The 23,060-nt window shown below is 63.9% G+C and carries 23 protein-coding genes; 10 read left to right on the forward strand and 13 right to left on the reverse strand.

The window, feature by feature from the left end; genetic code table 11:
- Window positions 1-45 precede the first annotated feature (45 nt).
- Entirely contained in the window at window positions 46-1,311 is a 1,266-nt protein-coding gene (locus BUA26_RS17700; RefSeq protein ID WP_072762200.1) for an O-antigen ligase family protein, read from the forward strand.
- A complete protein-coding gene (locus BUA26_RS17705) occupies window positions 1,298-2,056 on the forward strand; it encodes a glycosyltransferase family 2 protein (RefSeq protein ID WP_072762201.1) in 759 nt (252 codons plus the stop codon). The genes BUA26_RS17700 and BUA26_RS17705 overlap by 14 nt, the downstream gene beginning before the upstream one ends.
- A 27-nt stretch (window positions 2,057-2,083) precedes the next feature.
- Here the strand turns inward: BUA26_RS17705 and BUA26_RS17710 are convergent, their stop codons facing one another.
- The 3 genes from BUA26_RS17710 to lpxL all read right to left on the reverse strand — a co-directional run bounded on the left by BUA26_RS17710 (window position 2,084) and on the right by lpxL (window position 4,900).
- Window positions 2,084-3,160 (reverse strand): glycosyltransferase family 4 protein, encoded by a 1,077-nt coding sequence (locus BUA26_RS17710; protein ID WP_072762202.1) that lies wholly within the window; start codon window positions 3,158-3,160, stop codon window positions 2,084-2,086.
- Entirely contained in the window at window positions 3,157-3,903 is a 747-nt protein-coding gene (locus BUA26_RS17715) for a polysaccharide deacetylase family protein (protein WP_072762203.1), read from the reverse strand. Before BUA26_RS17715 ends, BUA26_RS17710 begins: the two co-directional genes overlap by 4 nt.
- 79 nt (window positions 3,904-3,982) lie before the next feature.
- On the reverse strand, window positions 3,983-4,900 hold the full coding sequence (gene lpxL, locus BUA26_RS17720; RefSeq protein WP_255368408.1) for an LpxL/LpxP family Kdo(2)-lipid IV(A) lauroyl/palmitoleoyl acyltransferase: 918 nt from the start codon (window positions 4,898-4,900) through the stop codon (window positions 3,983-3,985).
- A 100-nt stretch (window positions 4,901-5,000) separates the two neighbouring features.
- Between lpxL and waaA the strand changes: the two genes are divergently transcribed.
- Window positions 5,001-6,266, forward strand: coding sequence for a lipid IV(A) 3-deoxy-D-manno-octulosonic acid transferase (gene waaA, locus BUA26_RS17725; protein ID WP_072762205.1), 1,266 nt, complete (start codon window positions 5,001-5,003; stop codon window positions 6,264-6,266).
- Window positions 6,267-6,341: 75 nt separating this feature from the next.
- Here waaA and BUA26_RS17730 read toward each other — a convergent pair whose 3' ends face one another.
- Together BUA26_RS17730 and BUA26_RS17735 are read right to left on the reverse strand one after the other, a co-directional pair.
- On the reverse strand, window positions 6,342-7,643 hold the full coding sequence (locus BUA26_RS17730; protein WP_072762206.1) for a TolC family outer membrane protein: 1,302 nt from the start codon (window positions 7,641-7,643) through the stop codon (window positions 6,342-6,344).
- Window positions 7,644-7,676: 33 nt separating this feature from the next.
- A complete protein-coding gene (locus BUA26_RS17735) occupies window positions 7,677-8,336 on the reverse strand; it encodes a protein-L-isoaspartate O-methyltransferase family protein (RefSeq protein ID WP_072762207.1) in 660 nt (219 codons plus the stop codon).
- Window positions 8,337-8,602: 266 nt separating this feature from the next.
- Between BUA26_RS17735 and BUA26_RS17740 the strand changes: the two genes are divergently transcribed.
- The 4 genes from BUA26_RS17740 (at window position 8,603) to BUA26_RS17755 (ending at window position 12,161) form a co-directional block, all read left to right on the forward strand.
- Window positions 8,603-9,253, forward strand: a complete 651-nt coding sequence (locus BUA26_RS17740) for a TetR/AcrR family transcriptional regulator (RefSeq protein ID WP_072762208.1) — start codon at window positions 8,603-8,605, stop codon at window positions 9,251-9,253.
- Window positions 9,254-9,574: 321 nt separating this feature from the next.
- Window positions 9,575-10,555 carry an aspartyl/asparaginyl beta-hydroxylase domain-containing protein gene (locus tag BUA26_RS20790; RefSeq protein ID WP_072762209.1) on the forward strand — a complete coding sequence of 327 codons (981 nt, stop codon included), beginning with the start codon at window positions 9,575-9,577 and terminating at the stop codon, window positions 10,553-10,555.
- Window positions 10,555-11,418, forward strand: coding sequence for a sulfotransferase family protein (locus tag BUA26_RS17750; protein WP_072762210.1), 864 nt, complete (start codon window positions 10,555-10,557; stop codon window positions 11,416-11,418). Before BUA26_RS20790 ends, BUA26_RS17750 begins: the two co-directional genes overlap by 1 nt.
- 143 nt (window positions 11,419-11,561) lie before the next feature.
- Window positions 11,562-12,161, forward strand: coding sequence for a ferritin-like domain-containing protein (locus BUA26_RS17755; protein ID WP_072762211.1), 600 nt, complete (start codon window positions 11,562-11,564; stop codon window positions 12,159-12,161).
- Window positions 12,162-12,205: 44 nt separating this feature from the next.
- On the opposite strand, the gene BUA26_RS17760 is transcribed toward BUA26_RS17755, so the two are convergent.
- Genes BUA26_RS17760 through BUA26_RS17770 form a run of 3 tightly spaced genes read right to left on the reverse strand, consistent with a single transcriptional unit; the run spans window position 12,206 to window position 15,521 of the window.
- Window positions 12,206-13,222 carry a zinc-binding alcohol dehydrogenase family protein gene (locus tag BUA26_RS17760; protein ID WP_072762212.1) on the reverse strand — a complete coding sequence of 339 codons (1,017 nt, stop codon included), beginning with the start codon at window positions 13,220-13,222 and terminating at the stop codon, window positions 12,206-12,208.
- On the reverse strand, window positions 13,219-14,280 hold the full coding sequence (locus BUA26_RS17765; protein WP_072762213.1) for an aldo/keto reductase: 1,062 nt from the start codon (window positions 14,278-14,280) through the stop codon (window positions 13,219-13,221). Before BUA26_RS17765 ends, BUA26_RS17760 begins: the two co-directional genes overlap by 4 nt.
- Window positions 14,281-14,300: 20 nt before the next feature.
- Window positions 14,301-15,521, reverse strand: coding sequence for an MFS transporter (locus tag BUA26_RS17770; RefSeq protein ID WP_072762214.1), 1,221 nt, complete (start codon window positions 15,519-15,521; stop codon window positions 14,301-14,303).
- Between the two features lie 100 nt (window positions 15,522-15,621).
- Between BUA26_RS17770 and BUA26_RS17775 the strand changes: the two genes are divergently transcribed.
- Complete coding sequence (locus BUA26_RS17775) at window positions 15,622-16,530, forward strand: LysR family transcriptional regulator (RefSeq protein ID WP_072762215.1); 909 nt, start codon at window positions 15,622-15,624, stop codon at window positions 16,528-16,530.
- 90 nt (window positions 16,531-16,620) lie between these two features.
- On the opposite strand, the gene BUA26_RS17780 is transcribed toward BUA26_RS17775, so the two are convergent.
- Window positions 16,621-17,334 carry a hypothetical protein gene (locus BUA26_RS17780; protein ID WP_143154317.1) on the reverse strand — a complete coding sequence of 238 codons (714 nt, stop codon included), beginning with the start codon at window positions 17,332-17,334 and terminating at the stop codon, window positions 16,621-16,623.
- Window positions 17,335-17,646: 312 nt separating this feature from the next.
- Here BUA26_RS17780 and BUA26_RS17785 point away from each other — a divergent pair, with 312 nt between their 5' ends.
- Complete coding sequence (locus BUA26_RS17785; RefSeq protein ID WP_072762217.1) at window positions 17,647-18,522, forward strand: helix-turn-helix transcriptional regulator; 876 nt, start codon at window positions 17,647-17,649, stop codon at window positions 18,520-18,522.
- A gap of 26 nt (window positions 18,523-18,548) precedes the next feature.
- On the opposite strand, the gene ppa is transcribed toward BUA26_RS17785, so the two are convergent.
- From ppa to BUA26_RS17800, 3 genes are all read right to left on the reverse strand, one after another.
- Entirely contained in the window at window positions 18,549-19,088 is a 540-nt protein-coding gene (gene ppa, locus BUA26_RS17790) for an inorganic diphosphatase (RefSeq protein WP_072762218.1), read from the reverse strand.
- 91 nt (window positions 19,089-19,179) lie between these two features.
- Window positions 19,180-20,034 (reverse strand): 2OG-Fe(II) oxygenase, encoded by an 855-nt coding sequence (locus tag BUA26_RS17795; RefSeq protein WP_072762219.1) that lies wholly within the window; start codon window positions 20,032-20,034, stop codon window positions 19,180-19,182.
- 37 nt (window positions 20,035-20,071) lie between these two features.
- Window positions 20,072-21,544: a MocR-like pyridoxine biosynthesis transcription factor PdxR gene (locus BUA26_RS17800; RefSeq protein WP_072762220.1), complete on the reverse strand. Its 1,473-nt coding sequence runs from the start codon at window positions 21,542-21,544 to the stop codon at window positions 20,072-20,074.
- A 209-nt stretch (window positions 21,545-21,753) separates the two neighbouring features.
- Between BUA26_RS17800 and BUA26_RS17805 the strand changes: the two genes are divergently transcribed.
- Complete coding sequence (locus BUA26_RS17805) at window positions 21,754-22,578, forward strand: DoxX family membrane protein (protein WP_072762221.1); 825 nt, start codon at window positions 21,754-21,756, stop codon at window positions 22,576-22,578.
- A 124-nt stretch (window positions 22,579-22,702) separates the two neighbouring features.
- On the opposite strand, the gene BUA26_RS17810 is transcribed toward BUA26_RS17805, so the two are convergent.
- Entirely contained in the window at window positions 22,703-22,930 is a 228-nt protein-coding gene (locus tag BUA26_RS17810) for a hypothetical protein (protein ID WP_143154318.1), read from the reverse strand.
- Window positions 22,931-23,060: the final 130 nt, after the last annotated feature.

Raw genomic sequence — 23,060 nt, forward strand, 5'->3', positions numbered from 1 at the left:
TCGCGCTCGCCTACAATGCGTGACCGCCTCCGTTCCGGTCCGCCCATGAATTCTTTCGGCACCTCACTCAAGGCCGCACTGCGTTCCCCATTGCTGCCGTTCTGGCTGGTAGTGGCGTTGCTGCCGTTCGGACGCAGTTCGGAACTGGGCACATTCCTGTGCCTGCTCGGCGTGATCATGCTGTTTGCGCGGGACCCGCAGGCGCTGCAGCAGCACGCCGGCGCGCGTCTGCTGCTGTGGTTGCTGGCCGCCTATATCGGCGCGGCGCTGCTGTCCGCCGTCGATGCCATCATGCCCGGCAAAAGCTGGGGCACCGTGGCCGCACTGTTGCGCTACGTACCGCTGGGTTTGTATGCGTGCTTCGCGGTCCGGCGCGAGCACAAGTTGCAGGCAATGTATGTGGCTGTCGCCCTGGTGCTGGCGCTGTGGTGCGCCGACGCGTGGCTGCAAGCGCTGACCGGCTGGAGTCTGGGTGGCCACGCCGAGGCACTGCGGGTCTCCGGCATTTTCGGCGCCGACAATCTCAAGCTGGGCCCGACCTTGGCGGTGCTGTCGCCGTTTGCGTTGTGGGCGGCACGACGACGCTGGGGTCTGCCGGGTCTGTTGATCGCTTTCGTGCTGATACTCGGACCGGTGTTGCTGGCCGGCTCGCGCGCGGCATGGCTGTGCTACGCGCTGGTGGCGCTGGGTTTCGCCTGGCGCGAGGCCCACTCGCCGCTGCGATTTGCCGGAATCTGCATGCTCGCGGCGGTGCTGCTGGCCTTGGCCGGCGGCATCGCCTGGAAAACTTCCGCGCGTTTCCACGATCGGATGCAGCGTACCCTGCTCGTGTTGAATGGCACCGATCAGTCAGTCGATACCGCGCTCAGCGGCCGGCTCGATATCTGGCACGCCAGCGTCCGCATGATCGCGGCGCATCCCGTCAACGGTGTCGGCGTGCGCGGCTTTCGCTATGCCTATCCGCAGTATGCACCGGCGAATGATCCGTTCGTGGTGACCGAAGAAGCCTGCGGCGTCGGCGAGGGTGCCTGCCATGCACACCAACTGGTACTGGAGGTGCTTACCGAGACCGGTACGATCGGCCTGCTGCTGTGGCTGGCCGCCGTGGCGCTGGCGTGGCGCGCATGGCGCCGGGTCGGTGCGGCGGCGCGCACGCGGGCATTCCCCGCCACGCTGGCGCTGGGTGTGATGCTGTTTCCGTTGAACACCCATCTGGCGTTCTATTCGGCATGGTGGGGACTGCTGTTCGCCTGGCTGCTCGGGTTGTGGTGCGCGGCGTTGTATGTGGAGGGCGACGATGGCCGAGCGTGAGCGGTTGTCGGTGGTAGTGACCACGTTCAACAACGCCGATACGCTCGATGCTTGCCTGCAAGGGGTGAGCTGGGCCGACGAGATCGTGGTGCTGGATTCGGGCTCGACCGATGCCACCGCTGCGATCGCCGCGCACTACGGTGCCCACGTCCACACCCAGCCGTTTGCCGGCTACAGCGCGCAGAAGCAGGCGGCCATCGACCTGGCCAGCCATCGCTGGGTATTGCTGCTGGATTCCGATGAATCGCTGGACGCGGACGCTGCCGGGCGGCTGCAGCAGGCGTTGCTGACACCGCAGCATGCGGGCTATCAGTTGTGGCGGCGCGAGTGGCAATTCTGGCGCTGGCAATCGCGGCGCAGCCGGCTCAACCACTACGTGCGCCTATTCGATCGGCAGCGTGCGCGGATGAGCGGCCACGAGGTACATGAAGAGGTGCAGTTGGATGGTTCGATGGGCGTGCTGGACGTGGTCATCGATCACCATGGCGAGCCCGACATCAGCGGGCGCGTGACCAAGGCGAACCGCTATTCCAGCATGCAGTTGACCGATCTGGCCCGGCGCGAGGTGCGCTGGCTGCGACTGCGCATGGTGTCGTATCCGACAGTGGCGTTTCTGCGCTACTACGTACTGCGGGGGCATTGGCGCTCCGGCTGGGCCGGTTTCATCGCGGCGCGGATCCATGCGTTCTACGCATTCCTGAAATACGCCAAGCTGTACGAGTTGCAGCGCCGCCGGCAGGATTGATACCACCCCCCATTAACCGGCGCCGCATCAATCCTCGATCAGGCTTCGCTGAAATTCTTCGGCGATCACCTGCGTGCTGAAGTGCTGTTGCACGTAGTCCTGCGCCGCCGCACCCATCGATTTGCGCAAGACGGGGTCGCACAGCTTAAGGATGGCGTCGCGCCATGCCGCGACGTCGCCCGGCGGCAGCAGCAGGCCGGTCGCACCGGCATCCAGTGTCTCCGGGATCCCGCCGATATTGCTGCCCAGCACGGGGACGCCCGCGGCCTGCGCCTCGACCGAAACCCGGCCGAACGTTTCCGTCGCGATCGACGGGAAGGCCAGCATGGAGAACGCGCTGTAATACGGGTGGACGTCATGAATCCAACCCAGGAAGTGATGCCGGTCCGAAGTAGCGGTAACGGCCGCACGCTCGCGCAGGGTTTGTGCGTCCGGGCCATCGCCCAGCCATATGCAGTGCAGTCGCGGCTGTTCCGCCATCGCCGCGGTGGCGGCATCGAACAGGGGAAAGATGCCTTTGCCGGTGTGCATGCGGCCGGTATAGCCGAGCACGATCGCGTCCTCGTCCAGGCCGAGCGAGCGCAGGATCTCGCGGCGCTGCTGCGGATCGAACCGGCACAGCTCCAGGTTCACCGGATTGTACAGCACACGCACCAGATGGCCCGGGATGCCGCGATCCAGATAGGCCTGGCGGGCATGTCTGGAGACGGCGAAGAAGCGTTGCGCGAGACGTGGGATCAGGTAGGCGGAAACAGCTTTCATGGCGGGCGTGCGATGCCGGAACAGTGCCACCGGCACGCGCAGCAGCCGTCCGGCCAGGATCAGCGGCCAGTACTCCTTGCCGAAGTTTCCGATCAGCCAGTCGGGCTTCAGTTCACGCGCGGCCTTGAAGACGGCGGCATAGCCGCGCAGGTCGAGCACGTTGCGGAATTTCGCCTTGTACAGGCGCACACGGGACTGCGCCAGCCCTTGCCAGATCAGGCCGTCGGGATAGATCACCGCGCTCACTTCGTGCCCGGCCTCGGCCATCGCCTGCACCAGGGCGACAAAGTGACTGGCGGCACCGGTGTTCTCGGGATTGGTGCCGACAAAAAGGAGTTTCACGCCCGGCGATCCTCGTAACCCGACATCACCCGCATCGCGAATTGCGGTAGCAGATGATGGCGCGCGATCTGTACTCGCGGCAGCTGCCACAAATCCATGCCGGCGCTGGCCCGGCCGCGACGGGTCGTGGTGGCGGCGGCGAAACCGGCTTCGCGTACCATCCCGGCCACGCGATCGTCGGCATCGCCATACGGGTAGCAGAACTGGGTGACCGGCACGCCGAGATGATCTTCCAGCGTCGCCTTGCTGCCGCGGATCTCGTCGCGCAATTGGGCATCGCTGGATTGGGTCAGCCGGGGATGGCTGACGGTATGCGCACCGACCTCCATGCCGCCGTGCTGCCAGCTGCGCAGTTGCTGCACCGACATCAGCGGCTTGCGCACGCCCAGCCGTTCGTCGTCCCACTGGTTGTATCGACCGATGCTGCCGCTGACGACATAGCAGGTGGCGCTGAAGCCGTGGCGCTGCAATATCGGCAGTGCAGACTCCAGGTTGTCCGCATAGCCATCGTCCAGTGTGATGACGGCGATGCGGCCGCTGCGCTCGCCTCGCAGATACGGCATCGCATCCGACATGGAAAGCCCGCGGTAACCGAAACGCCGCAACAGCCACATCTGCCGCGCGAATGCGGCGGGACCCACGTACAGGCTGCGCCAACGGCGAATATCGCGCGGCGCGTTCGCGATGTTGTGGTAGGTGAGAATCGGCAGCGCGGCTGCCCGCTCCGGTGCGGTGCGTGTCATGCGTGGCGGATCGATGCTTGTGGGAGTTCCGGAAATCGGCGCGGGTTCATGCGGCATTTTCGCACGAAGCGTGCCGGTTTCAGTATGGAGATGGCCCGTCATCCGGCCGTGTCTTGAAGCGCTTGTGCACCCACAGGTATTGCGCCGGTGCTTCGCGCGCCATCTGTTCGATGCAGGCATTGACCCGGGCGGTATCGTCCAGCACGTCCGAGCCTGGAAAATTTTCCAGCGGCGCGCCGAGCCGCAGGGCGTAACCGCTGCCGTCGGGCAGACGGCGATGGAAGAACGGGATCACTACCGCACCGGACATCCGTGCCAGGTGATGGGTGGCGGTGATGGTCGCTGCCGGCACGCCGAAGAACGGTACGAACACGCTGTCCTTGCTGCGCATGTCCTGATCCGGCGCGTACCACAGCGTGCCGCCGCCACGCAGGTATTTCACCGTGCCGCGGATATCGTCCTTGTCGAACATCGCGGCCGCATAGTGCAATCGCGCCCGCAGCACGACCCATTCGAACGCGGCCGAATCCATCCGCCGGTACATGCCGGCGATGCGGATGCGCTGCGAGACCAGCCGCGCGCACAGCTCCAGATGCGAGAAGTGGCCTCCTACCAGCAGTACGCCCTTGCCCTGCGCCCGCGCGGCCTCGAGATGCTGCAACCCCTCGATGCGGGTTGGAATGTCGGCCATGCGGCGGTCGCTGCCCATCCAGCCCAGTGCAAATTCCACCAGCATCAGGCCGATGTCGCGCAGGTTGGCGTCGACCAGCGCGGCCCGCTCGGCGGCGTCGAGCTCGGGGAAGCACAGTGCGATGTTGGTCTCGGCGATATGCCTCCGCTCGGAGGGAACTCGCAATACCAGCGCGCCGGCACGCCGTCCCACCCACATCAGCGCGCGCTGTGGCAGTCGCGCGATCAGCCAGATCACGGCCACGCCCACCCACGCCGGCCATTGGCGCGGCGCAAGCAGGGAACGGGTGAAGGTGGGGCGGGGCATGCCGGGCATCGCGGGCATTGTAGCGGGCCGTCTCCGATATGGAGCCAGTTCGGTTCGGCGGCTCTCGCTATACTCGCGCGTCCGCTGCAAGGATCGACTGTTGCGCTATCTCTATACCCTCGCGATGTTTCTGGCTACGCCGCTGCTGGTATTGCGGCTGCTGGCGCGCGGGGTACGTTCGCGGCCCTACCATCACCGTTGGCCGGAGCGGTTCGGCTTTTTCGACACGCCCGGATTCATCGGAAGCCTGTGGGTGCATGCCGTATCGGTCGGCGAGGTGAACGCAGCCGAGCCGCTGATCAAGGCGTTGCGCCGGGATTATCCGAACGCGCCGCTGGTGATCACCACGGTCACGCCGACCGGTACCGCGCGCGTACATCAGCTGTTTGGCGACAGCGTGTTCCACGTCTACCTGCCGTATGACCTGCCGTTTGCCGTGGGCAGATTCCTGAAACGGATACGGCCACGACTGGCGCTGATCGTGGAAACCGAGATATGGCCGAACCTCTACTTCGCCTGCCGCCGGCGGGGTATTCCGCTGATGATCGTCAATGCGCGGCTGTCCGAGCGTTCGCTGCGCGGCTACAAGCCGCTGCGCGGGCTGGCGCGTTCGGCGTTGCGTTGCGTCCGGGTGATTGCGGCGCAGTCGCGCACCGATGCCGCCCGTTATCGGCTGCTGGGTGCCGACCCACAGCAAATCCTGGTCACCGGCAACATGAAGTTCGACATGCCGATACCCGACGGCGCCGTGGCGAAGGGTGCCGCCATGCGCAACCATTGGGGGCCACGGCGGCCGGTATGGATGGCCGCGAGTACCCACGAAGGCGAGGAGCTGGCAGTACTCGAGGCACACCTTCAGGTGTTGCACCGATTGCCCGATGCGCTGCTGCTGCTCGCACCGCGTCACCCTGAGCGCTTCCGGGTCGTCGAACAAGCGGTGCGCAGCCTGGGCTTCACGGTCGCCACACGCAGCAGCGATGACGTGCCGTCGCCGTCGCATCAGGTATTCGTGATCGATGCGATGGGGCAGCTGATGCCGTTCTTCGCGGCGACCGAGGTGGCTTTCGTCGGCGGCAGCCTGGTGCCGATCGGCGGCCACAATGTACTGGAGCCCGCCGCCTTGTCCGTTCCGGTCGTGGTGGGTCCGCACACTTTCAATTTCGCGGAGATCACCCACAGCCTGATCCAGCAAGGTGGTGCCGAACGCGTGGCTGCCGCCGATCAACTCGGCCCGGACGTGCTGAAGCTGTTGCTCGACGCCGCCAAGCGCGCGCGAATGGGCAAGGCGGCGCAGCAAGTGTTCGAGCGCGAGCGCGGTGCGGTGCAGCGAATCATGCAGCTGATCGATACGGCGCTGCAGGAATAGCCCGCATGCGAAAGGCGCTGGCAGCAAAACGGCCGGGTTTGATCCCGGCCGTTTCGGCGTGCAGCGCGCGGCGGTTTACTGCAGCAAGGCGTTGATCGTCTCGATGTCCTTCAGATCGGCTGTGCCGGCGGTTTCCTTGAGCAGCAGCTTGTTGAGGATGAACTGATGGCGAGCTTGCGAGTAGCTGCTTTCCGAAGAGGTCAAGATCTGGATCGCCAGCAGCACGTTGGTCATTGTCTGCGTGCCGACTTCGAAGCCTGCGCGAGTCGCTTCAAGCGCCTTCTGACCGGAGTCCACCGAGGCCTTGGCCGACTCCACTTGGGCAATGCCGGCAATCACCGAACGGTAGTAGTTGAGCGTATTGCGCACCACCAAGCGACGCTCCGATTCCATCGCGTCGGTAGCGGAATCGCGCTGGTAGATCGACTGGCGCACACGCGACTGAGTTGCACCGCCGGAAAAGATCGGCACGTTCAGGGTCAGCCCGATGGTGGTCGAGGAGGGGTCGCGAAAGCGGCTGTTGGCGTCGGTTTCGGACCAGCTGGCACCCTTGCCGTAGGTTACCCCCGCACTGATCGTTGGCAGGTGGCCGGCACGCGCAGCGGTGATGCTGTGCTCCGCGGCTTCCACATTGTTTTTCTGCGCGAGCAGGTTGGGGTTGGTTTGCAAGGCCTGCTTGACCCAGCTGTCCTGATCGGCCGGTGCCGGCGGCTCCATCGGCAGGTCGTCGCGCAGTTTCTTCAGATCGCCGGTCGGCTTGCCGGTGATCTGGGTGAGTGCCTCGCGGGCATCATTGAGCGCGTTCTGCGCGGCGATCGTCTGCGATTTGGCCGCCTCGTAATAAGCCTTCGCCTGATAGACGTCGGTAATCGCCGAGAGGCCGACCTTGAAGCGCTGGTCGGACTGCTCGTACTGCTGCCGGAACGCATCCTCGTTGGCCTTGGCGTAGGTCAGCTCATCCTGGCTGGTCAACACGCCGAAGTAAGCGGTGGCCACCCGTACGTACAGTTCCTGCGCCGCCGCCTGGTACAGCTCGTCCTGGGCATCCGAAGCAGAGTGCGCAGCCTTGAGGTTGGCGTACTTGCTGAAGTCGAGCACGGTCTGGCTGAGGGTGCCGTTGATCCTGCGCGAGCGGCTATGCCCGATCAGGTTGCCGCCATTGGTCTGACTCAGGCTCATGCTTCCGTCGATTTGCGGCAGCAGCAGCGCACGTGCCTGATCCACGCCTTCGCCAGTGGCCAGCCGGGTGGCGTCAGCCTGTGACAGCACCGGATCGTTGGCGCGCGCGTCGTGGTAGGCATCGAGCAGATCCGTGCCGTGGCTGGGCAGCGACATGGCGGCCAGTGCCAGGGCCAGGGTGAGCAGCTTCAAACGCATGGGTTGCCTCATGGGGGATCGGTCGGGGCGTAGTCAGAAGACGAACCGTTGCGGGGGTTCGGCGTGAGTCAAATAGGGTAGGTCGGTTTCGAACAGGGTTTCTTCGCGATAACGGCCAGCACCTTCATGGGTCAGCAAGGTGGCCTGCTGCACCGGCGAGAGCCCGCGTAAGGCCAGCAAACGGGCGCCAGGCTTGAGCCAGGTCAGCCAGCGCGGAGGAATCTCGAAGACGGCGCCGGTCACCACCAGCGCGTCGAACAAGCCATCGGGTTGCCACGCCAGGACGGCCTCAGCGGTGACCAGGCTGGCGTTCGTGATGCTTGCCGCCTGCAGTCGCTGCGCCGCCGATGCGGTGAAATCGGCGTGCATGTCCACGCTGATCACCTGCGCCGACAAGGTGGCCAGACAGGCGGTGAGAAAGCCCGAGCCGGTGCCGATTTCCAGCACGCGATCGGTCGGCTGCAACTCCAGCGCCTGCAGCACGCGGCCTTCCACCACCGGCTTCATCATCACTTCGCCATGGCCCAGCGGCAGGCACAGGTCGGCGAAGGCAAGCTGGCGATGTTCGGCGGCGACGAAATCCTCGCGGCGCACACGACTGATGACGTCCAGCACACGGCCGTCCAGTACGTCCCATGGACGCACCTGGTTTTCCACCATGTTCAGTCGTGCCTGCTCGATATTCATGGCCATCTGCTCGTGTCCCGTGCGGATCAAAAAAGGTCAAAGAGAATAAGCGCTGGAGCTCACTCCCACAATGACAGGTCCGACAGTGACAAGCCTGCCGGTTGCGCGTTGGCCTACGAAGTGCCGGAAGTCATCGCAAGCGGCTGACGGACGTCACCCGCGATCGGATGCATCCACAAATGGCGTCGAATCGCTGGATCGGCCGCATTCTGGAAAATAAGTGAACCACTGCGTATAATAAAGCTCGAATTCCCTTTTGTGTAGGTGGAGGCATGAATACCAGCGCGCCAATCAAACCCCAGGGCCCCGGTCGCCCGAAGGACATGGAGAAGCGCGCGGCGATTCTGGCGGCGGCCAAGGCGTTGTTCATCCGCAATGCGTTTGCCGGTACCAGCATGGACGCTATCGCAGCTGATGCCGGAGTATCCAAGCTCACCGTCTACAGCCATTACGGCGACAAGGACAACTTGTTCCGTGAAGTGATCCGTTCGCGCATCCAGGACTTGCTCCCGGAAGAGACCTATTTCTTCAATCCCCAGGTCGATATCAAGGACACCTTGCTGCGGGTGGCACTGACTCATGCGCATCTGGATTGCAATCCCGAAACCGTAGGCACCTTCCGCGCCATCCTCAGCGACTGCCGGCAAGGCAATCCGCGCTACGGCAAGCTGATCTGGGAAGAGGGTGCCATGCGTACGCATGGCTTGATGGAACGTCTGCTGCGCCAGGCGGTTGACGCCGGCCAGCTCGACATCGACGACGTGCCGCGCGCCAGCGCGCAGTTCCTGACCCTGATCAAGGGCAACCTGATGATGCGCCAGATGTTCGGCTGCACCGAATGTCCCGAGAGCTACGCCCAGGAAATCGAGACCACGGCGCGAACCGGCGTCGACATGTTCCTGCGCGCGTACCTGCCGCGCTGACACTCCTGCATTCGGTTTGCCGTTTGAGTCATCGCTTTGAAAGATACGGGCTGGCATCAGCCGGCCGAAGGCGTCTGTTCGAATCAGGTCTGCTGAATACCAGCGTAGGAAGCTTCGTTGCATAGTTCAGTCGCAACGCGTCACCGAACTCGATATGCAGGCATGAGGTTCTGCTCGAAGTAGGTTACCCCGGGACTTGCGCGATTATGCCGCCGTATACTTTGCGGACGAGGTCGTCGCGCTCAATGTCGGGATGGTGGAGAAAATCCATCGAATCTTTGCTGACGCTGCCGACCTCCATTTCCGAGGTTGAGACCATCCATGAAGCTCCAAGCGCCGTTCATCCAGCTGCCATTTCTGTTTGATGCGTCCCGGCTGCTTGCCGAGGTCAATGCGCTGGATGCCTCATGCTGGCGCGACCACCCGGAAAAGTTTCCGGGCAATTTCGCGTTGCCGCTGATTTCGCGGGGCGGCGATCCGCAGCATGACGGCTTTGCAGGCCCGATGCGGCCCACCCCGTATCTCGAACGGTGCCCCTATCTCGTGCAGGTGCTCGAAAAGGTGGGCGCCGTATGGGGGCGCAGCCGCCTGATGAAATTGAGCGGACACGCCGAAGTCACGCCGCACGTCGATGTCAACTATTACTGGCATGACCGTGTGCGGGTTCATATTCCGATCGTGACTCAACCTGCCGTGCGCTTCCTGTGCGGGGATGACGAGGTCAACATGAAAGCGGGTGAGTGCTGGATATTCGATACCTGGCGCATGCACCGGGTGATCAATGCCGCGGACGCCGAACGGATCCATCTGGTGGCGGACACGGTGGGTAGCGAGCGCTTCTGGAGCACGGTCGAGCATGGCCGGATACCGGGAGTGGAACCCGATCGGACAGATTGGGAGGCGGAAAGGTTCGCACCACAGTCATCATCGTCATTGCCACGCCTTGCCTGCGAAAGCGCCAACTTGCCGGAGATCATGACGCCGTGGGAACTGCGCGAGTACCTGAACTTCCTGTTCGATGAGACGAGTCCGCATGCTCAGCTTGCGCCGGCAAAGCAGCTCGCATTGCGTTTCATCACTGCGTGGCAGGCGACATGGGCGCAATACGGTAGTGATCATGCGGCATGGCCGGTCTATCGCGAGAAGTTGAATACTTTCGAACAATTGATGGGGCACCTCGCAGCGCCGTTGAAACTGTTCAACAATATGGCATTCCTGCAGGCTTTGAATGGCTTAACCGTAGTGATGCTCGGGGATCGCCGACATGCGCGTTTGCTCCAGCAAGCGAGACAGGTGTCTTGATGCAGGGGGCTCACCCGATCGGAAATCTGCGCGATCCGGTCTTCGATCGTCCGGTATTCATCATCTCGCCACCGCGTTCTGGCTCCACTCTCCTGTTCGAAACTCTCGCGCAGGCACGCGACCTTTTCACCACCGGTCAGGAAAGCCATGGATTGATCGAGGGAATCAATGGCCTGCGTCCGGCACAGCGCGGCTACGATTCCAATCGATTCGACGAGTCCACTGCAACGCCCGAGGTGGTCGGCGAGCTGCGCCGGCGTTTTCATTCGCAGATGCGTGACCGGAATGGTCACCCGCCGACACAGCTACCGTACCGTTTCCTGGAAAAGACCCCGAAGAACGCATTGCGCATCCCGCTGCTGACCAGGGCATTTCCGGAAGCCTGCTTCGTTTACCTGCACCGGGATCCGCGACAGACCCTGAGCAGCATGATCGAGGCTTGGCAATCCGCGCATTTCCGCACATACCCGCAGCTACCAGGGTGGACGGGGCTGCCGTGGTCGCTGCTGCTGGTACCCGGCTGGCGGGAGCTGATCGGACGTCCACTACACGAGATTGTTGCCGCGCAATGGGAGATCACCACGCGCATATTACTGGACGATCTTGCAGCGTTTCCGGCGGATCGTTGTCACGTGATCCGTTATGACGAATTTCTGGCGGCGCCGATGGCGGAAATGACACGCCTGTGCGGTGCTCTCGGTCTCGGATGGGACAAGCCGTTGGGCGCAACACTGCCGTTATCCGGCTACACCGTGTCCCGGCCTGCACCGGACAAGTGGCGCCGGCACGCCGAACTGATCGAACATATTCTTCCGGGGTTGCAGGCCACATTCGATCGCGCTGAACGGTTCGCCGCGCGCTGAAGGCTGTTGCCGGGTCATTTATTGTGCCGCGCGGGATTCCTTCACCCGGCTTTTTCATGCGGATTTCTACGCTGAGCGGACTTCCCGCGGTGCCGGCCGGTATATCGCGGTCGCACCCTTTCCAGCCCCCGCAGGAGCAAGTCATGGCCAAGACCAAACCGTTCGTCAGCGACATCGAGAACATCCGCAAGCGCGCACGCAAGGACATCGACAAAGGCGCGATGACAGCGGGTTACAGTGCTGACCGGGCTACTGTGGTCAAACTGCTCAATCATGCGCTGGCCACCGAACTGGTCTGCGTGCTGCGCTACAAGTACCACTACTACATGGCGTCGGGCATCAACTCGCAGGCGATCAAGGCGGAGTTCCTCGAACACGCCAACGAGGAGCAAGGCCACGCCGACCAGATCGCCGAGCGCATCACCCAACTGGATGGCAAGCCGAATCTGTCGCCCGAGGGTCTGCTCAGCCGCAGCCATTCCGACTACGTCGAGGGCGAGGACCTGGTCGACATGATCAAGGAGGATCTGGTTGCCGAACGCATCGCGATCGACAGCTATCGCGAGATGATCACCTATATCGGTACCGATGACCCGACCACCCGCCGCGTGCTGGAAGGCATCCTGGCGGTGGAAGAGGAACACGCCGAGGACATGAATACGCTGCTGGAACAGCTGGGCAAGAAAGGCGAGCCCGCCAAGCCGGCGCCTGGCAAGAAGCCGGCGACCAGCAAACACGGTTGATCGCCACGAACGAACGGAGCGCGTGCGCCCATTCGTTCAGGGCATCACCAGCCAGCCAGCGCCAGTTTACCGATCGTCTTGCCTGACTCCAGCCGGCGATGCGCTTCGCGCAGGTTCGCGGCGTTGATCGGAGTCAAGGTTTCGGTGCGCGTGCCACGCAGTTCACCGGCATCGATCAGCGCGGCCACGCGCTCGAGGATGCGGCCTTGCTCGGCCTGGTCGGCGGTTTTGAAGCGGGGTCGGGCGAACATCATTTCCCAGTGGATGCCGATCGACTTGGCCTTGTACGGATCGCCTATCTTCAGAGCACTGCTAGGCTCGACGATCAGTCCGACATGGCCCAGCGGCGCAAGAACTTCGCCGAGAATGTCCCAGTAGCGAACGGTATCGGCGAGATTGAGTGCGGCATCGACCTGGTCGAAACCCAGCGCGGCCAGTTGCGGTGCCAGCGGCTGGCGGTGATCGATCACGTGGTGCGCGCCCAGCGAGCGACACCAGTCGATGGTTTCGGCACGCGAAGCGGTGGCGATGACGGTGAAGCCGGCGCGCCGCGCCAGCTGGATCGCGATCGAACCGACGCCGCCGGCACCGCCGATGATCAGCAGCGACTTGCCTGCGCCGCCCTTCTCGCTGTCGAACGGCATGCGTTGGAACAGCAGCTCCCACGCGGTGAGCGTGGTCAGCGGCAGCGCTGCCGCATCGGCAAGGTCGATCGACCGCGGTGCATGGCCGACCAGGCGTGCGTCGACCAGTTGGTACTCCGCGTTGCTGCCGGGGCGACTGATGTCGCCGGCGTAATAGACGCGGTCGCCCGGCTCGAATCCGCTGACGGCCTCACCGAACGCTTCGACCGTGCCGGCGGCGTCGTAGCCGAGTACTTTCGGCTGGGCTTCGACCTGCGGCTTCGGCGAACGGACCTTGGTGTCGACCGGATTTACCGAGATGGCCTCGACACGCACCAGCAGGTCGTGCTCGCCGGGCGTAGGTCTGGGCAGTTCGACATCGAGCAGCGATTGCGGATCGTCGATCGGCAGGTAGCGGGTGAGTGCGACGGCTTTCATGCTTGCGACTCCGTGGCGACGTTGAACGATACCGCTGGCGGATTGCGCTCGGCGAACATGCCATTCCAGTAAGGGTAGTAGGGATAAGGCGGAGTAACTGCGCTGGCCGCGTCGAGCCGGGCGAGGGCGTCGTCGTCGAGTGTCCAGCCCACCGCGCCGAGGTTGTCGCGCAGTTGGGCTTCATTGCGCGCGCCGATCAGCACCGTGGAAACGGTGGGCCGTTGCAGCAGCCAGTTCAGCGCAATCTGTGGAACCGTCCGGCCGGTTTCCGCGGCGACCGCCTCCAGCACATCGACCACGCGATAAAGCCGCTCCTCGTCGACCGGAGGTGCGAAGCCCGCCGTCTCGTGCAGGCGGCTGCCTTGGGGTAGCGGCTGGCCGCGACGAATCTTGCCGGTGAGCCGGCCCCAACCGAGCGGACTCCACACCACCGCGCCGAGACCTTGGTCGAGCCCCAGCGGCATCAACTCCCACTCGTAGTCGCGCCCGATCAGCGAGTAGTACGTCTGGTTCGCCACGAAGCGCGAATAGCCCTGCGCGTCGGCCGCGGCCTGCGACTTCATCAGCTGCCAGCCGGAGAAGTTCGACGCGCCGAGATAGCGCACCTTGCCTGCGCGCACCAGATCGTCCAGCGTCGACATCACTTGCTCCACCGGCGTCATGGCGTCGAAGTGGTGCAGTTGCAGCAGGTCGATGTAATCGGTACCGAGCCGTTTGAGCGCACGTTCCACGCCGCCGATCAGGTGATGGCGCGAGGCGCCGACATCGTTCGGGCCATCGCCCGCGCGCAAGGTGAGCTTGGTCGAGATGATCGCCTGCTCACGCCGACCCTTCAGCGCTGCGCCGAGGATGGCTTCCGATGCGCCGTCCGAATAGACGTCCGCGGTGTCGAACAGATTCGCACCGGCGTCGAGGCAGATATCGATCAGCCGCTTTGCTTCTTCGATATCGGTATGGCCCCACGCACTGAACAGCGGTCCCTTGCCGCCGAACGTGCCGGCGCCGAAGCCCAGTGCGGGCACTTTGAAGCCGGAGTTGCCGAGATAGCGGTATTCCATGAAGGCGATCCTTACGAAAGTCAGAGAGGGGTTTCGGCACAGGTCACGATGGCCACCCGCCGTGACGGTCGGATGTCCAGCCGTACGCTCCATAGCGCGACAACGAATCCGAGCACCGGCAGCAGCGCCGCTACCCAGCTCACCGCGCCCAGGCCCGGACCATGGCTGATCACCATGCCGCCCAGCCATGCACCGATCGCGTTGCCGAGGTTGAACGCGGCGATGTTGAAGCTCGACGCCAGCACTTGGCCGCCGGTGGCCTTTTGCAATACGCGCAGCTGGAGCGGCGCCACGGTGGCGAAGGCGGCGACGCCGAGCAGGCCGCTGAAGGCGATCATCGCTGGCTTGCTGTGCAGCGCGAACGTCATCATGCCGAGCACGATCGCCAGTGCGGCCAGCGAGCCCAGCAGGGTCGCCACCAGCCGGCGGTCGGCAAGACGGCCGCCGAGCAGGTTGCCGACCACCATGCCGCCGCCGAACACCAGCAGGATCGGCGACACCGCGCTGTCGGCGAAACCGGTGACGCGGGTGAGGATAGGCTGGATATAGGTGAACACCGCGAACACGCCGGCAAAGCCGAGCACGGTCATCAGCAGACCCAGCAGCACCTGTGGATGCGCGATGCCTTTCAGTTCTTCGACGAACTTCATCGGTGCGCTGTCGCCGCGGTCGGCTGGCACCAGCATGGCGATGATCACGGTGGCGAGCACGCCAATCGCGCTGACCGCCCAGAACGTGGCGCGCCAGCCGAAATGCAGCCCCAGCCACGCGCCGGCCGGCACGCCGAGCAGGGTCGCCACGGTCAGGCCGGTGAACATGATCGAGATCGCCGAGGCCTTGCGATCCTCCGCTACCAGCCCGGTCGCCACCACCGCGCCTACGCCGAAGAAGGTGCCATGGGCCAGCGAGGTGATCACCCGCGCGAGCATCAGCACCGCGTAGTTCGGCGCCAGCGCGCTGGCCAGGTTGCCGATGGTGAAGATCACCATGAGCGCGATCAGCGCGGTCTTGTGCGGCAGCCGGCTGGTTGCCGCGGTCAGCAGCGGCGCACCGACGAATACGCCCAGCGCATAGCCGGAAATCAGCAGGCCAGCCGCGGCAATGCTGACATGCAGGTCGGCGGACACCTGCAGCAGCAAGCCCATGATCACGAATTCGGTAGTGCCGATGCCGAACGCGCCGGCGGTCAGCGCGTATAGCGCCAAGGGCGTGCGTGCACGGGTGATGGCAGTGGAGGACATGGCGACAATCCAGGCAGAAACGATGCATCAGCTTAGGCAGTTGTCTTTTCGTCAAAAACCACCAAGATGACTAATCATTTTCAATGAATAGTTGATAGTTATGGACCGTGTTGGCGATCTCAGCCTGTTCCTGCGCGTGCTTGACCTAGGTTCGATCAGCGCAGCCGCGCGCAGCCTAGACCTGTCGGTGGCGGTGGCCAGCCAGCGCCTGAAGCGGCTGGAGCGTGACCTCGGTGTGCGCCTGTTGCACCGGACTACCCGCCAGCTGCACGCCACGCCGGAAGGCGCCGCCCTGGCCGAACAGGGACGCGCACTGGTGGAGGATCTGGAGGCGCTGACCGGCGGCCTTCGCCAAGCCGCCACCGAGGTGGCTGGAACCTTGCGGGTCACTTTGCCGGCATCGTTCGGACGTCAATACATTTCGCCGCTGCTGCCCGAATTCCTGGCGCGGTATCCACGGGTGAAACTCAGCGTGAATCTCAACGACCAGATGCTGGATCTGGTCGGCTCCGGCTTCGATCTGGGCATCCGCGTCGGCGCGCTGGGCGACTCAGGGCTGGTGGCGCGCCAACTGGCGGTGAACCGGCGCGTGCTGTGCGCATCGCCCGATTATCTGCGCCGGCATGGCACGCCGCGTACTCCGGCGGATCTGGCCGCGCATGACTGCCTGCTGCTGGTAGGCAGTCAGGGTCGCCAGGACGTGTGGCGTTTCGGCGATGGTCACGGCGGCGAGATCGCACAGCGGGTGGATGGCCGCTTCGAGAGCAATCTGGGCGAGTTGTTGCGCGACGCTGTGGTAGCCGGATTGGGTATTGCGATGCACTCGGTCTGGCATGTGCACGAAGAATTGCGCACGGGACGGTTGCAGGTGCTGTTGCCGGAGTATCCGCTGGCCGCCACCGGCATCCACGCGGTGATGCCGCAACGCCGGCTGGTGCCGCCGCGGGTACGCGCGTTCGTCGATTTTCTGGCCGAGCGGTTGGGTGATCATCCGCCATGGGAGAACTGAGCGTGTGCGATTGAACGCACCGCGGGCAAACCCCGCCAAAGGCGGGCGGGGTTTGCGAGGGACCGCTGTGCGTGGCGATCGATGAGGCCGTTACTGCACGGTGAGATGGTAGATGAAGGTCAGGTCCTTGCCGTCACTGTCGTGATTGTGCCGCACGATGGTGTGCATGCCTGGCGACATCGGGCGGAACATCATGAAGTAGCCGTACATGATGCTGGGCTGGTAGCCGCCGGTGATGCACGGATCGAACTGCACCTCGCTGGGGTCGCCCTTGAGCGCGAACAGATCATCGGAGGTGTAGATGTAATGCAGCGGGTTGAAGATCGGCCGGCCATCGAGCGTCAGATCCAGCTCGGTGACCATGTTGTAGGTCACCGCGTCGGCGACCAGGAAGTCGTATAGCGACTGCCCCGGTTTCGGGCCGAAGGCCGGATCGGGGCAGGGCCAGTCGTCGGCCACGGCGCCGATTTGCAGAAACACCGCCTTGCCACTCGGAATCGTGCAGGTCCGCGTGTAGGTGCCGGACATCATGGCGGCGATCGGCGCCAACTGCCAGACCGGCCCGCTCTGACCGACAGCGCAATCGGCGCCGGTGGGATCGAGGTATGGGTTGTGATCGAAGGGCTGCGCGTAGATCCATTGCCAGTTGAGCTCGGCCCAGCTGGACATGCTCTTGCCGAACGGCTGCGAGTCCTTCGGGTACAGCATCGGATTGAGCCAGTCGTCGGGCGAAAAGGGCTGGGTTGCATTGGCGGCGGTCATTACGCAACAGGCGGCGAGCAGCGTGCAGAGTTTCTTGATCATGACCATATCTCCTTGCGTACGTGGGTCGGTGCAGCCGGCGGGGAAGTGGGGAGCGCGCCGGCCGGATTTCCGGGGGACTTCCCTTGGCGGAAAGCCGTGCCAGCTTCCCGCGGCCGTCGCGGCGGCGCTTTCAGAAACCTGCGCGGTGCGGAGCGCTGGATCCAGGGGTCTCGGCAGCCGCACGCGATGCCACAACCGTGACGCCACCGCTTTCAGAAACGTGCTGGCGAATTGCATGCCGGGCGGCGTCGAGTCGCCCGTCGGAGCGTATGATTTTCCGTAGGGGTTTCAGCGGATGGCGGAGCGCTATCGATGTCGATCATGCAGACCGTGCTGCAGTCGTCGCATTTCATGGTGATCAACCATGTCTGCAAGCGGCCGCGCGTCGACTGTGGTGGACCGCAAGGCTCTGAGCCGGCGCGCTTCATCTTCACCCGACGGGGTTCGTTCGCGGTGCATGTGGGTGCCAGAACCTATTTCGCGCGGCCGGGGCAGGCGATCCTGCTGCAGAAGAATGTCGAATACCGCATCTCGCACCCGGATTTCGATAGCTGCGATTGCTGCACTGATGTGTGGATCGACGATGCCGTGCTGGACTCGTTGGACATGACCGGCGCCATCGCAGCGCCATGCCGGGAATTCAGCCACGACCTGCAGTTCCAGAAGACCCATGTGGAAATGTTGCTGGGCCTTCGGCACGGTGGCGACATGCCGGACGCGGCCGAGGAAGTTCTGCTCGATACACTGGACAGTCTGCTGCAGTCATGCGCGGCGGTTCGCCCGCGCGCGAGGCAAGCCGGGATGGCACATCGGGTGGCGCGGGTGGAAGAGGCCATCATCGGCCACGCCGGAGAGAATCTGGACGTCCATAGCCTGGCGCAGCTCGCCGGCTGTTCGTCTTTTCACCTGTGCCGTATCTTCCGCGACAGCACCGGGCAATCGCTGCGGCAGTTTCGATTGCAGCAGCGTCTCGGTAACGCGCTGGGACGTCTTGGTGACGGCGAGGAGGATCTGGCCGCACTGGCCTGTGATGTGGGCTTCAGCAGCCACAGTCACATGACCGAGGCGTTCCGCCAGTCGCTGGGCGCTTCGCCCAGCGAGCTGCGTGAGGACCTGCGGCATAGCGATCTGCTGCGTCTGCGGAACAGGCTGCGTGCTCCGTTCGGATCACGCAGCCGTCTGAGCTGACCTGCCGCTTCGCGGATAAGCTGAACTCAGTTCTTTTGCTCGGCCTGGTAGCGCGCGATGCCGGCCACGATCTCGGCCTTCGCCTCGTCAGCGCCGACCCAGCCTTCGACCTTGACCCACTTGCCCTTCTCCAGGTCCTTGTAGTGCTCGAAGAAGTGACCGATGCGCTCCAGCCAGTGCGGCGAGACGCCCTTCATGTCGGTGATGTGCGCATAGCCCGGGAAGATCTTAGGCGCCGGCAATACGATCAGCTTCTCGTCGCTGCCGGCCTCATCCGACATCTTCAGCATGCCGACCGGGACGCAGCGGATCACCGAGCCAGGGATCAGCGACAGCGGCAGAATCACCAGCGCGTCCAGCGGATCGCCGTCACCGCCCAGCGTGCCCGGCACGTAGCCGTAGTTGCACGGATAACGCATCGGAGTGGACAGGATGCGATCGACGAAGATCGCGCCGCTCGTCTTCTCCACTTCGTATTTGACCGGCTCGGCATCCTTCGGGATTTCGATGACCACGTTGATTTCGTGCGGCACGTCGCTGCCGGCGGGGACGAGATGCAGACCCATGGGATGTCCTTGGTGCGGATGAGAAAGTTGGTCCGCAAGGATACGGCAAACGCTGCTGCGACGCAGCAACGATACATGTGCCACGATCGGTTTAGGCCTTTTTCGGCATCCGGTAAGGCCGCTCGCGCAGCCATTTGGTGGCGATCCACTTCTCGCCGCGCAGCACCGGCAGACCCGCATGCAGCGAGTTGAGATCGCCGCTTTCATAGGCGAAATAGACGGCCGCGCCGCGGCGCGCGGTGACGGTCAGACCGATCTCCGGGAACGCGGTGCCGCCACCTTGCTCGGGCGTGTTCAGGTACATCACCACACTGGCGATGCGTTGCCCGCCGGCAGCCGTGATCGCGCCGTAGCCTGGTTGCTCCGGATCGAACCAGTCGTAATGCGGTTCGTATTCCTGACCCGGTAGGTAATGCAGGATCTGCAGCCCTTCGCCGTGGTTCACCGGCACGCCGAGCAAGGCGGCCAGGCGTTGTTCGATGCGACCGACCAAGGGCAGCTCGTTCAAGGTGAAGAACATGCCTTCGCTGGTACGCCGCTGATCGACTTGATGGCGGCCATCGCTGTCGACGGTGAGGGCGCGCTGCAGTCGCGGTCGCGCCAGTTCGATCAGTTCGGCGCATTCCTGTTCGGTGAGCATGCCGTCCAGCACCCGCAGCATCGGAGCCTCCACGCTGATCGGGATCTGGATGGCGTGTCCGTCGATGCTGACCTCGGGCGCCTCGGGAGGTCTTGTGCGCAAGCCTTGCGGTGCGGGGCTGCCGGTACTCGCATGCAGCGCGGCCAGCGGCAGTTTCATCACCTCGGCGACGATGCTGCGGCTCTGCCGCGGATCGTAGCCGTTCTCCTTCATCAATCGCAGCACGTCGTGCACGCCATGGCCTGCTCGTGTCGTGGCAAGAATCCATTCGCGCAATTCCGGGCTGATCGTGATGCGTGATTGCATGGCGGGTTGAGTTGACTGACGAACTGGAAAGGTTACTTCATGCAGCGTCCCCGATGCTGCGGGCGGCGTCGGAAATCATGCGGGCGTCGATCTCGTCCATGCAGGCTCCAAACAGCTTCATGGCGTCACGGAGTTCGCCGGTGGACAGGCCGCAATAGCCGAGCAGCAGACCCTGGCGCGATGGCGGGTTCAGATAGTGTGGCGCCATCGAATACATGCCCAGCCCACGGGAACTGGCAAGTTCGAGCAACGCCTCCGCGCGAGCCTTGTCGTAATCGCGGAACCACACGACCACATGCATGCCAGCCGGTGAATCGACGATCTCCACACGCTCGCCGACATACTGGCGCAAGCCGTTGATGAGTTCCTGATGGCGGGCCTTGAGCTCTTTGCGAACCACGCGCAGGTGCCGCTCGAATCCACCGTCCTCCATGTAGTGCGCCAGCGCCGCCTGTTCGAAACCCGGGCAGGCAAAGTCATTGAGGAACTTGGCGGTGATGAAGTCCTCCCGCAGCGCGACAGGCAGGACCATGTAGGCCAGTCTCAAGGTGCCGAACAGAACCTTGGAGAAAGTCCCGACGTAGATCACCCGATCGGCTTGGTCGAGCGAGCGCAATGCCGCCAGCGGCTGGGCGTCATAGCGGAATTCGCCGTCGTAATCGTCCTCGAGAATCCAGCATTGCTGTGCATCGGCGTAACGCAGCAGCTCCAGCCGGCGCGACAGCGACATCACGGCGCCAGTGGGAAACTGATGAGAGGGGGTGACGCAGATCAGCGAAGGCGCTGTTGCGGGCAGTTCGCTGCACACCAGTCCGTCGTTGTCGGTGCGAACCCCGCAGATGCGGGCCCCATGCGCGATCAGCGCCTGATACGCGCCGAAATAATGCGGTTCCTCCAGCACCACGCTGTCGCCTTCGTCCAGCAGCACGCGGGCGGTCAGCGAGAACGCCTGTTGGGATCCACTGACGATAAGCACATCCTCCGGCCTTGCCTGCACACCGCGCCGGCGGGCGAGATAGTCGCAAACCTGCTGACGCAGTGCCGGCAGGCCCTGCGATCCCGTGCCGGCTGTCGGCATGTAGGCGGCAGCCCGGGCCAGTTCGCGCGCCCAGACGCTGCTGAGCATGGGATTGATGGTCGGCTCGCCGTAGTTCATGTGATAGCGCAATCCGCGATGCAGCACGGCCATCTTGCGATCCTGCACCTGTCGCGCACGCTCCGCGTAGTGCGAAGGTGCGCTGATGACGTCCACGGGCGACTGCAATGTCGCCCCTGGCTGCAGCGTGGCGACATAGCTGCCCGAGCCCACGCGGGCGTCGATGAAACCTTCGGCGCGAAGTTGTTCGTAAGCGGCCAGGACGGTAGTGCGCGAAAGTTCGAGCTCTTGCGCCAGGACCCGCGTAGGCGGCAGCCGCGAGCCTGCAACCATGCGGCCGTCCAGTATCGCGGCCTTCATGGCGCGGGTGAGCTGTGCGTAGTGTGGCCCTTGGCCATCCAGTTCCAGAAACATGCCGACTCTCCGATTGGCTCCTGCAAATAGGGCGAAATTGGTCATGGATGAAAGACGCGGCAGCGCCTACTCTGCCATGGGCGACGCTCCGGAAAGCGCCTTTGCCGCGCCGCGCCAGGATCAGGTCAGGCGCGCCGGCATTGCCCTCGGCACACCCTGGATTGTAGGGTGCGATCGACCTCGCGCTTCATCCGATAAAAGGAAACCTCATGGGAAGTGCCACACGTCTTGGCAGCGGTCTTTTCGGTATCGGCATGCTGGCTTTCGGCGTGCTCAACTTTGTGTTCGGCACTCCCGTCCTCGGGCTGGAGCCGCTGCCTGACTGGCTGCCGGCGCAGACCTTGTGGACCTATATCATCGCCTTGTTGCTGGTCGTGGGTGGTGTTTGTGTCCTCAGCGATCGGCTGCGACCACGCCAGTCGGCGATCATGCTGGGCGGGCTGCTTTCTCTCTGGTTGATTCTTCAGGTGCCGACACTGCTCGCCAATATCCACAATGGCAGCAAGTGGACCTCCGCGTTCGAGTGCCTCGCATTGTGCAGTGCTGCGTGGGTGCTGGCACACGCATTGTCGGATAGCGCGACCGTGCGCACATCCTGGAACGGTCGACTCCGTCGGCTGGCAGACATCGGCCGTTACGGTTTCGGCATCACGCTGCCGGTGTTCGGCGCATTGCATTTCATTTACTGGCAATACGTCGCCAGTGTGATTCCCGGCTGGATCCCGGGCTCCCCGGTGTTCTGGGCGTATTTCACCGGCTGCGCGCACATCGCGGCCGGACTGGCCATCCTCAGCGGCGTGCAGGCGCGGCTGGCCGCGACGATGCTGGGCATCATGTTCGGCAGCTGGGTATTGATCGTGCACGTTCCGCGAGTGCTGGCCAGTCCCCATAATCAGTCGGAGTGGACCAGCCTGTGCGTTGCCATCGCGCTGTGTGGTGGCGCCTGGCTGATGGCCGGATACCTCGCGAGGTCGAGCGTGACGGTGGATACAAGTCAGGATCATCGCCCGCAACGGGAACCTGCTTCTGCGTAATGCGTGATGGATGACCGGCTGTCGGGAAGTACCTGGCGGCCGGTCCGAGGCAAGCTCGTGCCCGTGCCGACATTTCGCGGCGGAAGCACTCGGCGGCAACGACCCCGAGGCCGATGCAACGCAGTCATCCGATCCTCGCCGGCAGCACGGAATATTTACGAGAGCCGCAGTTTGGCGAAATCGTGCGCAGCGCGATGTGGCTTGGTCTAATCGTCGTGTCATGCGGCTCGGTGGCAACGCCGCCGCGACGCGCGAAACCGAACAGGTTGAATATCTCGATCAAAGAGACTTGGCCGAAGACCCTCGCGCTCGTCTGTGCTTCAGCGGAATGGCGGAAGATCAGCTTGTGCACCTGAGCCATTGCCGCCGGGCGCACCAGCACTCTGGTCTGCCAGGATGCGGGCCAGTGTATTCGGACCGCTCGTCGACCCATGTTCCAAAAAAAACCACCAACCCAAAGGTTGGTGGCTTGGTTTGGTCGT

It is taken from the genome of Rhodanobacter sp. OK091, assembly GCF_900142825.1.
Lineage (GTDB): Bacteria > Pseudomonadota > Gammaproteobacteria > Xanthomonadales > Rhodanobacteraceae > Rhodanobacter.

Coding starts and splice junctions, on each gene's coding strand:
- BUA26_RS17740 (WP_072762208.1), top strand. CDS start 8,603: ATGAATACCAGCGCGCCAATCAAACCCCAGGGCCCCGGTCGCCCGAAG.
- BUA26_RS17805 (WP_072762221.1), top strand. CDS start 21,754: ATGGGAAGTGCCACACGTCTTGGCAGCGGTCTTTTCGGTATCGGCATG.
- BUA26_RS17755 (WP_072762211.1), top strand. CDS start 11,562: ATGGCCAAGACCAAACCGTTCGTCAGCGACATCGAGAACATCCGCAAG.
- BUA26_RS20790 (WP_072762209.1), top strand. CDS start 9,575: ATGAAGCTCCAAGCGCCGTTCATCCAGCTGCCATTTCTGTTTGATGCG.
- BUA26_RS17795 (WP_072762219.1), bottom strand. CDS start 20,034: ATGCAATCACGCATCACGATCAGCCCGGAATTGCGCGAATGGATTCTT.
- BUA26_RS17780 (WP_143154317.1), bottom strand. CDS start 17,334: ATGATCAAGAAACTCTGCACGCTGCTCGCCGCCTGTTGCGTAATGACC.
- BUA26_RS17735 (WP_072762207.1), bottom strand. CDS start 8,336: ATGGCCATGAATATCGAGCAGGCACGACTGAACATGGTGGAAAACCAG.
- lpxL (WP_255368408.1), bottom strand. CDS start 4,900: ATGCCCCGCCCCACCTTCACCCGTTCCCTGCTTGCGCCGCGCCAATGG.
- BUA26_RS17730 (WP_072762206.1), bottom strand. CDS start 7,643: ATGCGTTTGAAGCTGCTCACCCTGGCCCTGGCACTGGCCGCCATGTCG.
- BUA26_RS17715 (WP_072762203.1), bottom strand. CDS start 3,903: ATGACACGCACCGCACCGGAGCGGGCAGCCGCGCTGCCGATTCTCACC.
- BUA26_RS17750 (WP_072762210.1), top strand. CDS start 10,555: ATGCAGGGGGCTCACCCGATCGGAAATCTGCGCGATCCGGTCTTCGAT.
- BUA26_RS17760 (WP_072762212.1), bottom strand. CDS start 13,222: ATGAAAGCCGTCGCACTCACCCGCTACCTGCCGATCGACGATCCGCAA.
- BUA26_RS17775 (WP_072762215.1), top strand. CDS start 15,622: ATGGACCGTGTTGGCGATCTCAGCCTGTTCCTGCGCGTGCTTGACCTA.
- ppa (WP_072762218.1), bottom strand. CDS start 19,088: ATGGGTCTGCATCTCGTCCCCGCCGGCAGCGACGTGCCGCACGAAATC.
- BUA26_RS17785 (WP_072762217.1), top strand. CDS start 17,647: ATGTCGATCATGCAGACCGTGCTGCAGTCGTCGCATTTCATGGTGATC.
- BUA26_RS17705 (WP_072762201.1), top strand. CDS start 1,298: ATGGCCGAGCGTGAGCGGTTGTCGGTGGTAGTGACCACGTTCAACAAC.
- BUA26_RS17800 (WP_072762220.1), bottom strand. CDS start 21,544: ATGTTTCTGGAACTGGATGGCCAAGGGCCACACTACGCACAGCTCACC.
- BUA26_RS17765 (WP_072762213.1), bottom strand. CDS start 14,280: ATGGAATACCGCTATCTCGGCAACTCCGGCTTCAAAGTGCCCGCACTG.
- BUA26_RS17770 (WP_072762214.1), bottom strand. CDS start 15,521: ATGTCCTCCACTGCCATCACCCGTGCACGCACGCCCTTGGCGCTATAC.
- BUA26_RS17700 (WP_072762200.1), top strand. CDS start 46: ATGAATTCTTTCGGCACCTCACTCAAGGCCGCACTGCGTTCCCCATTG.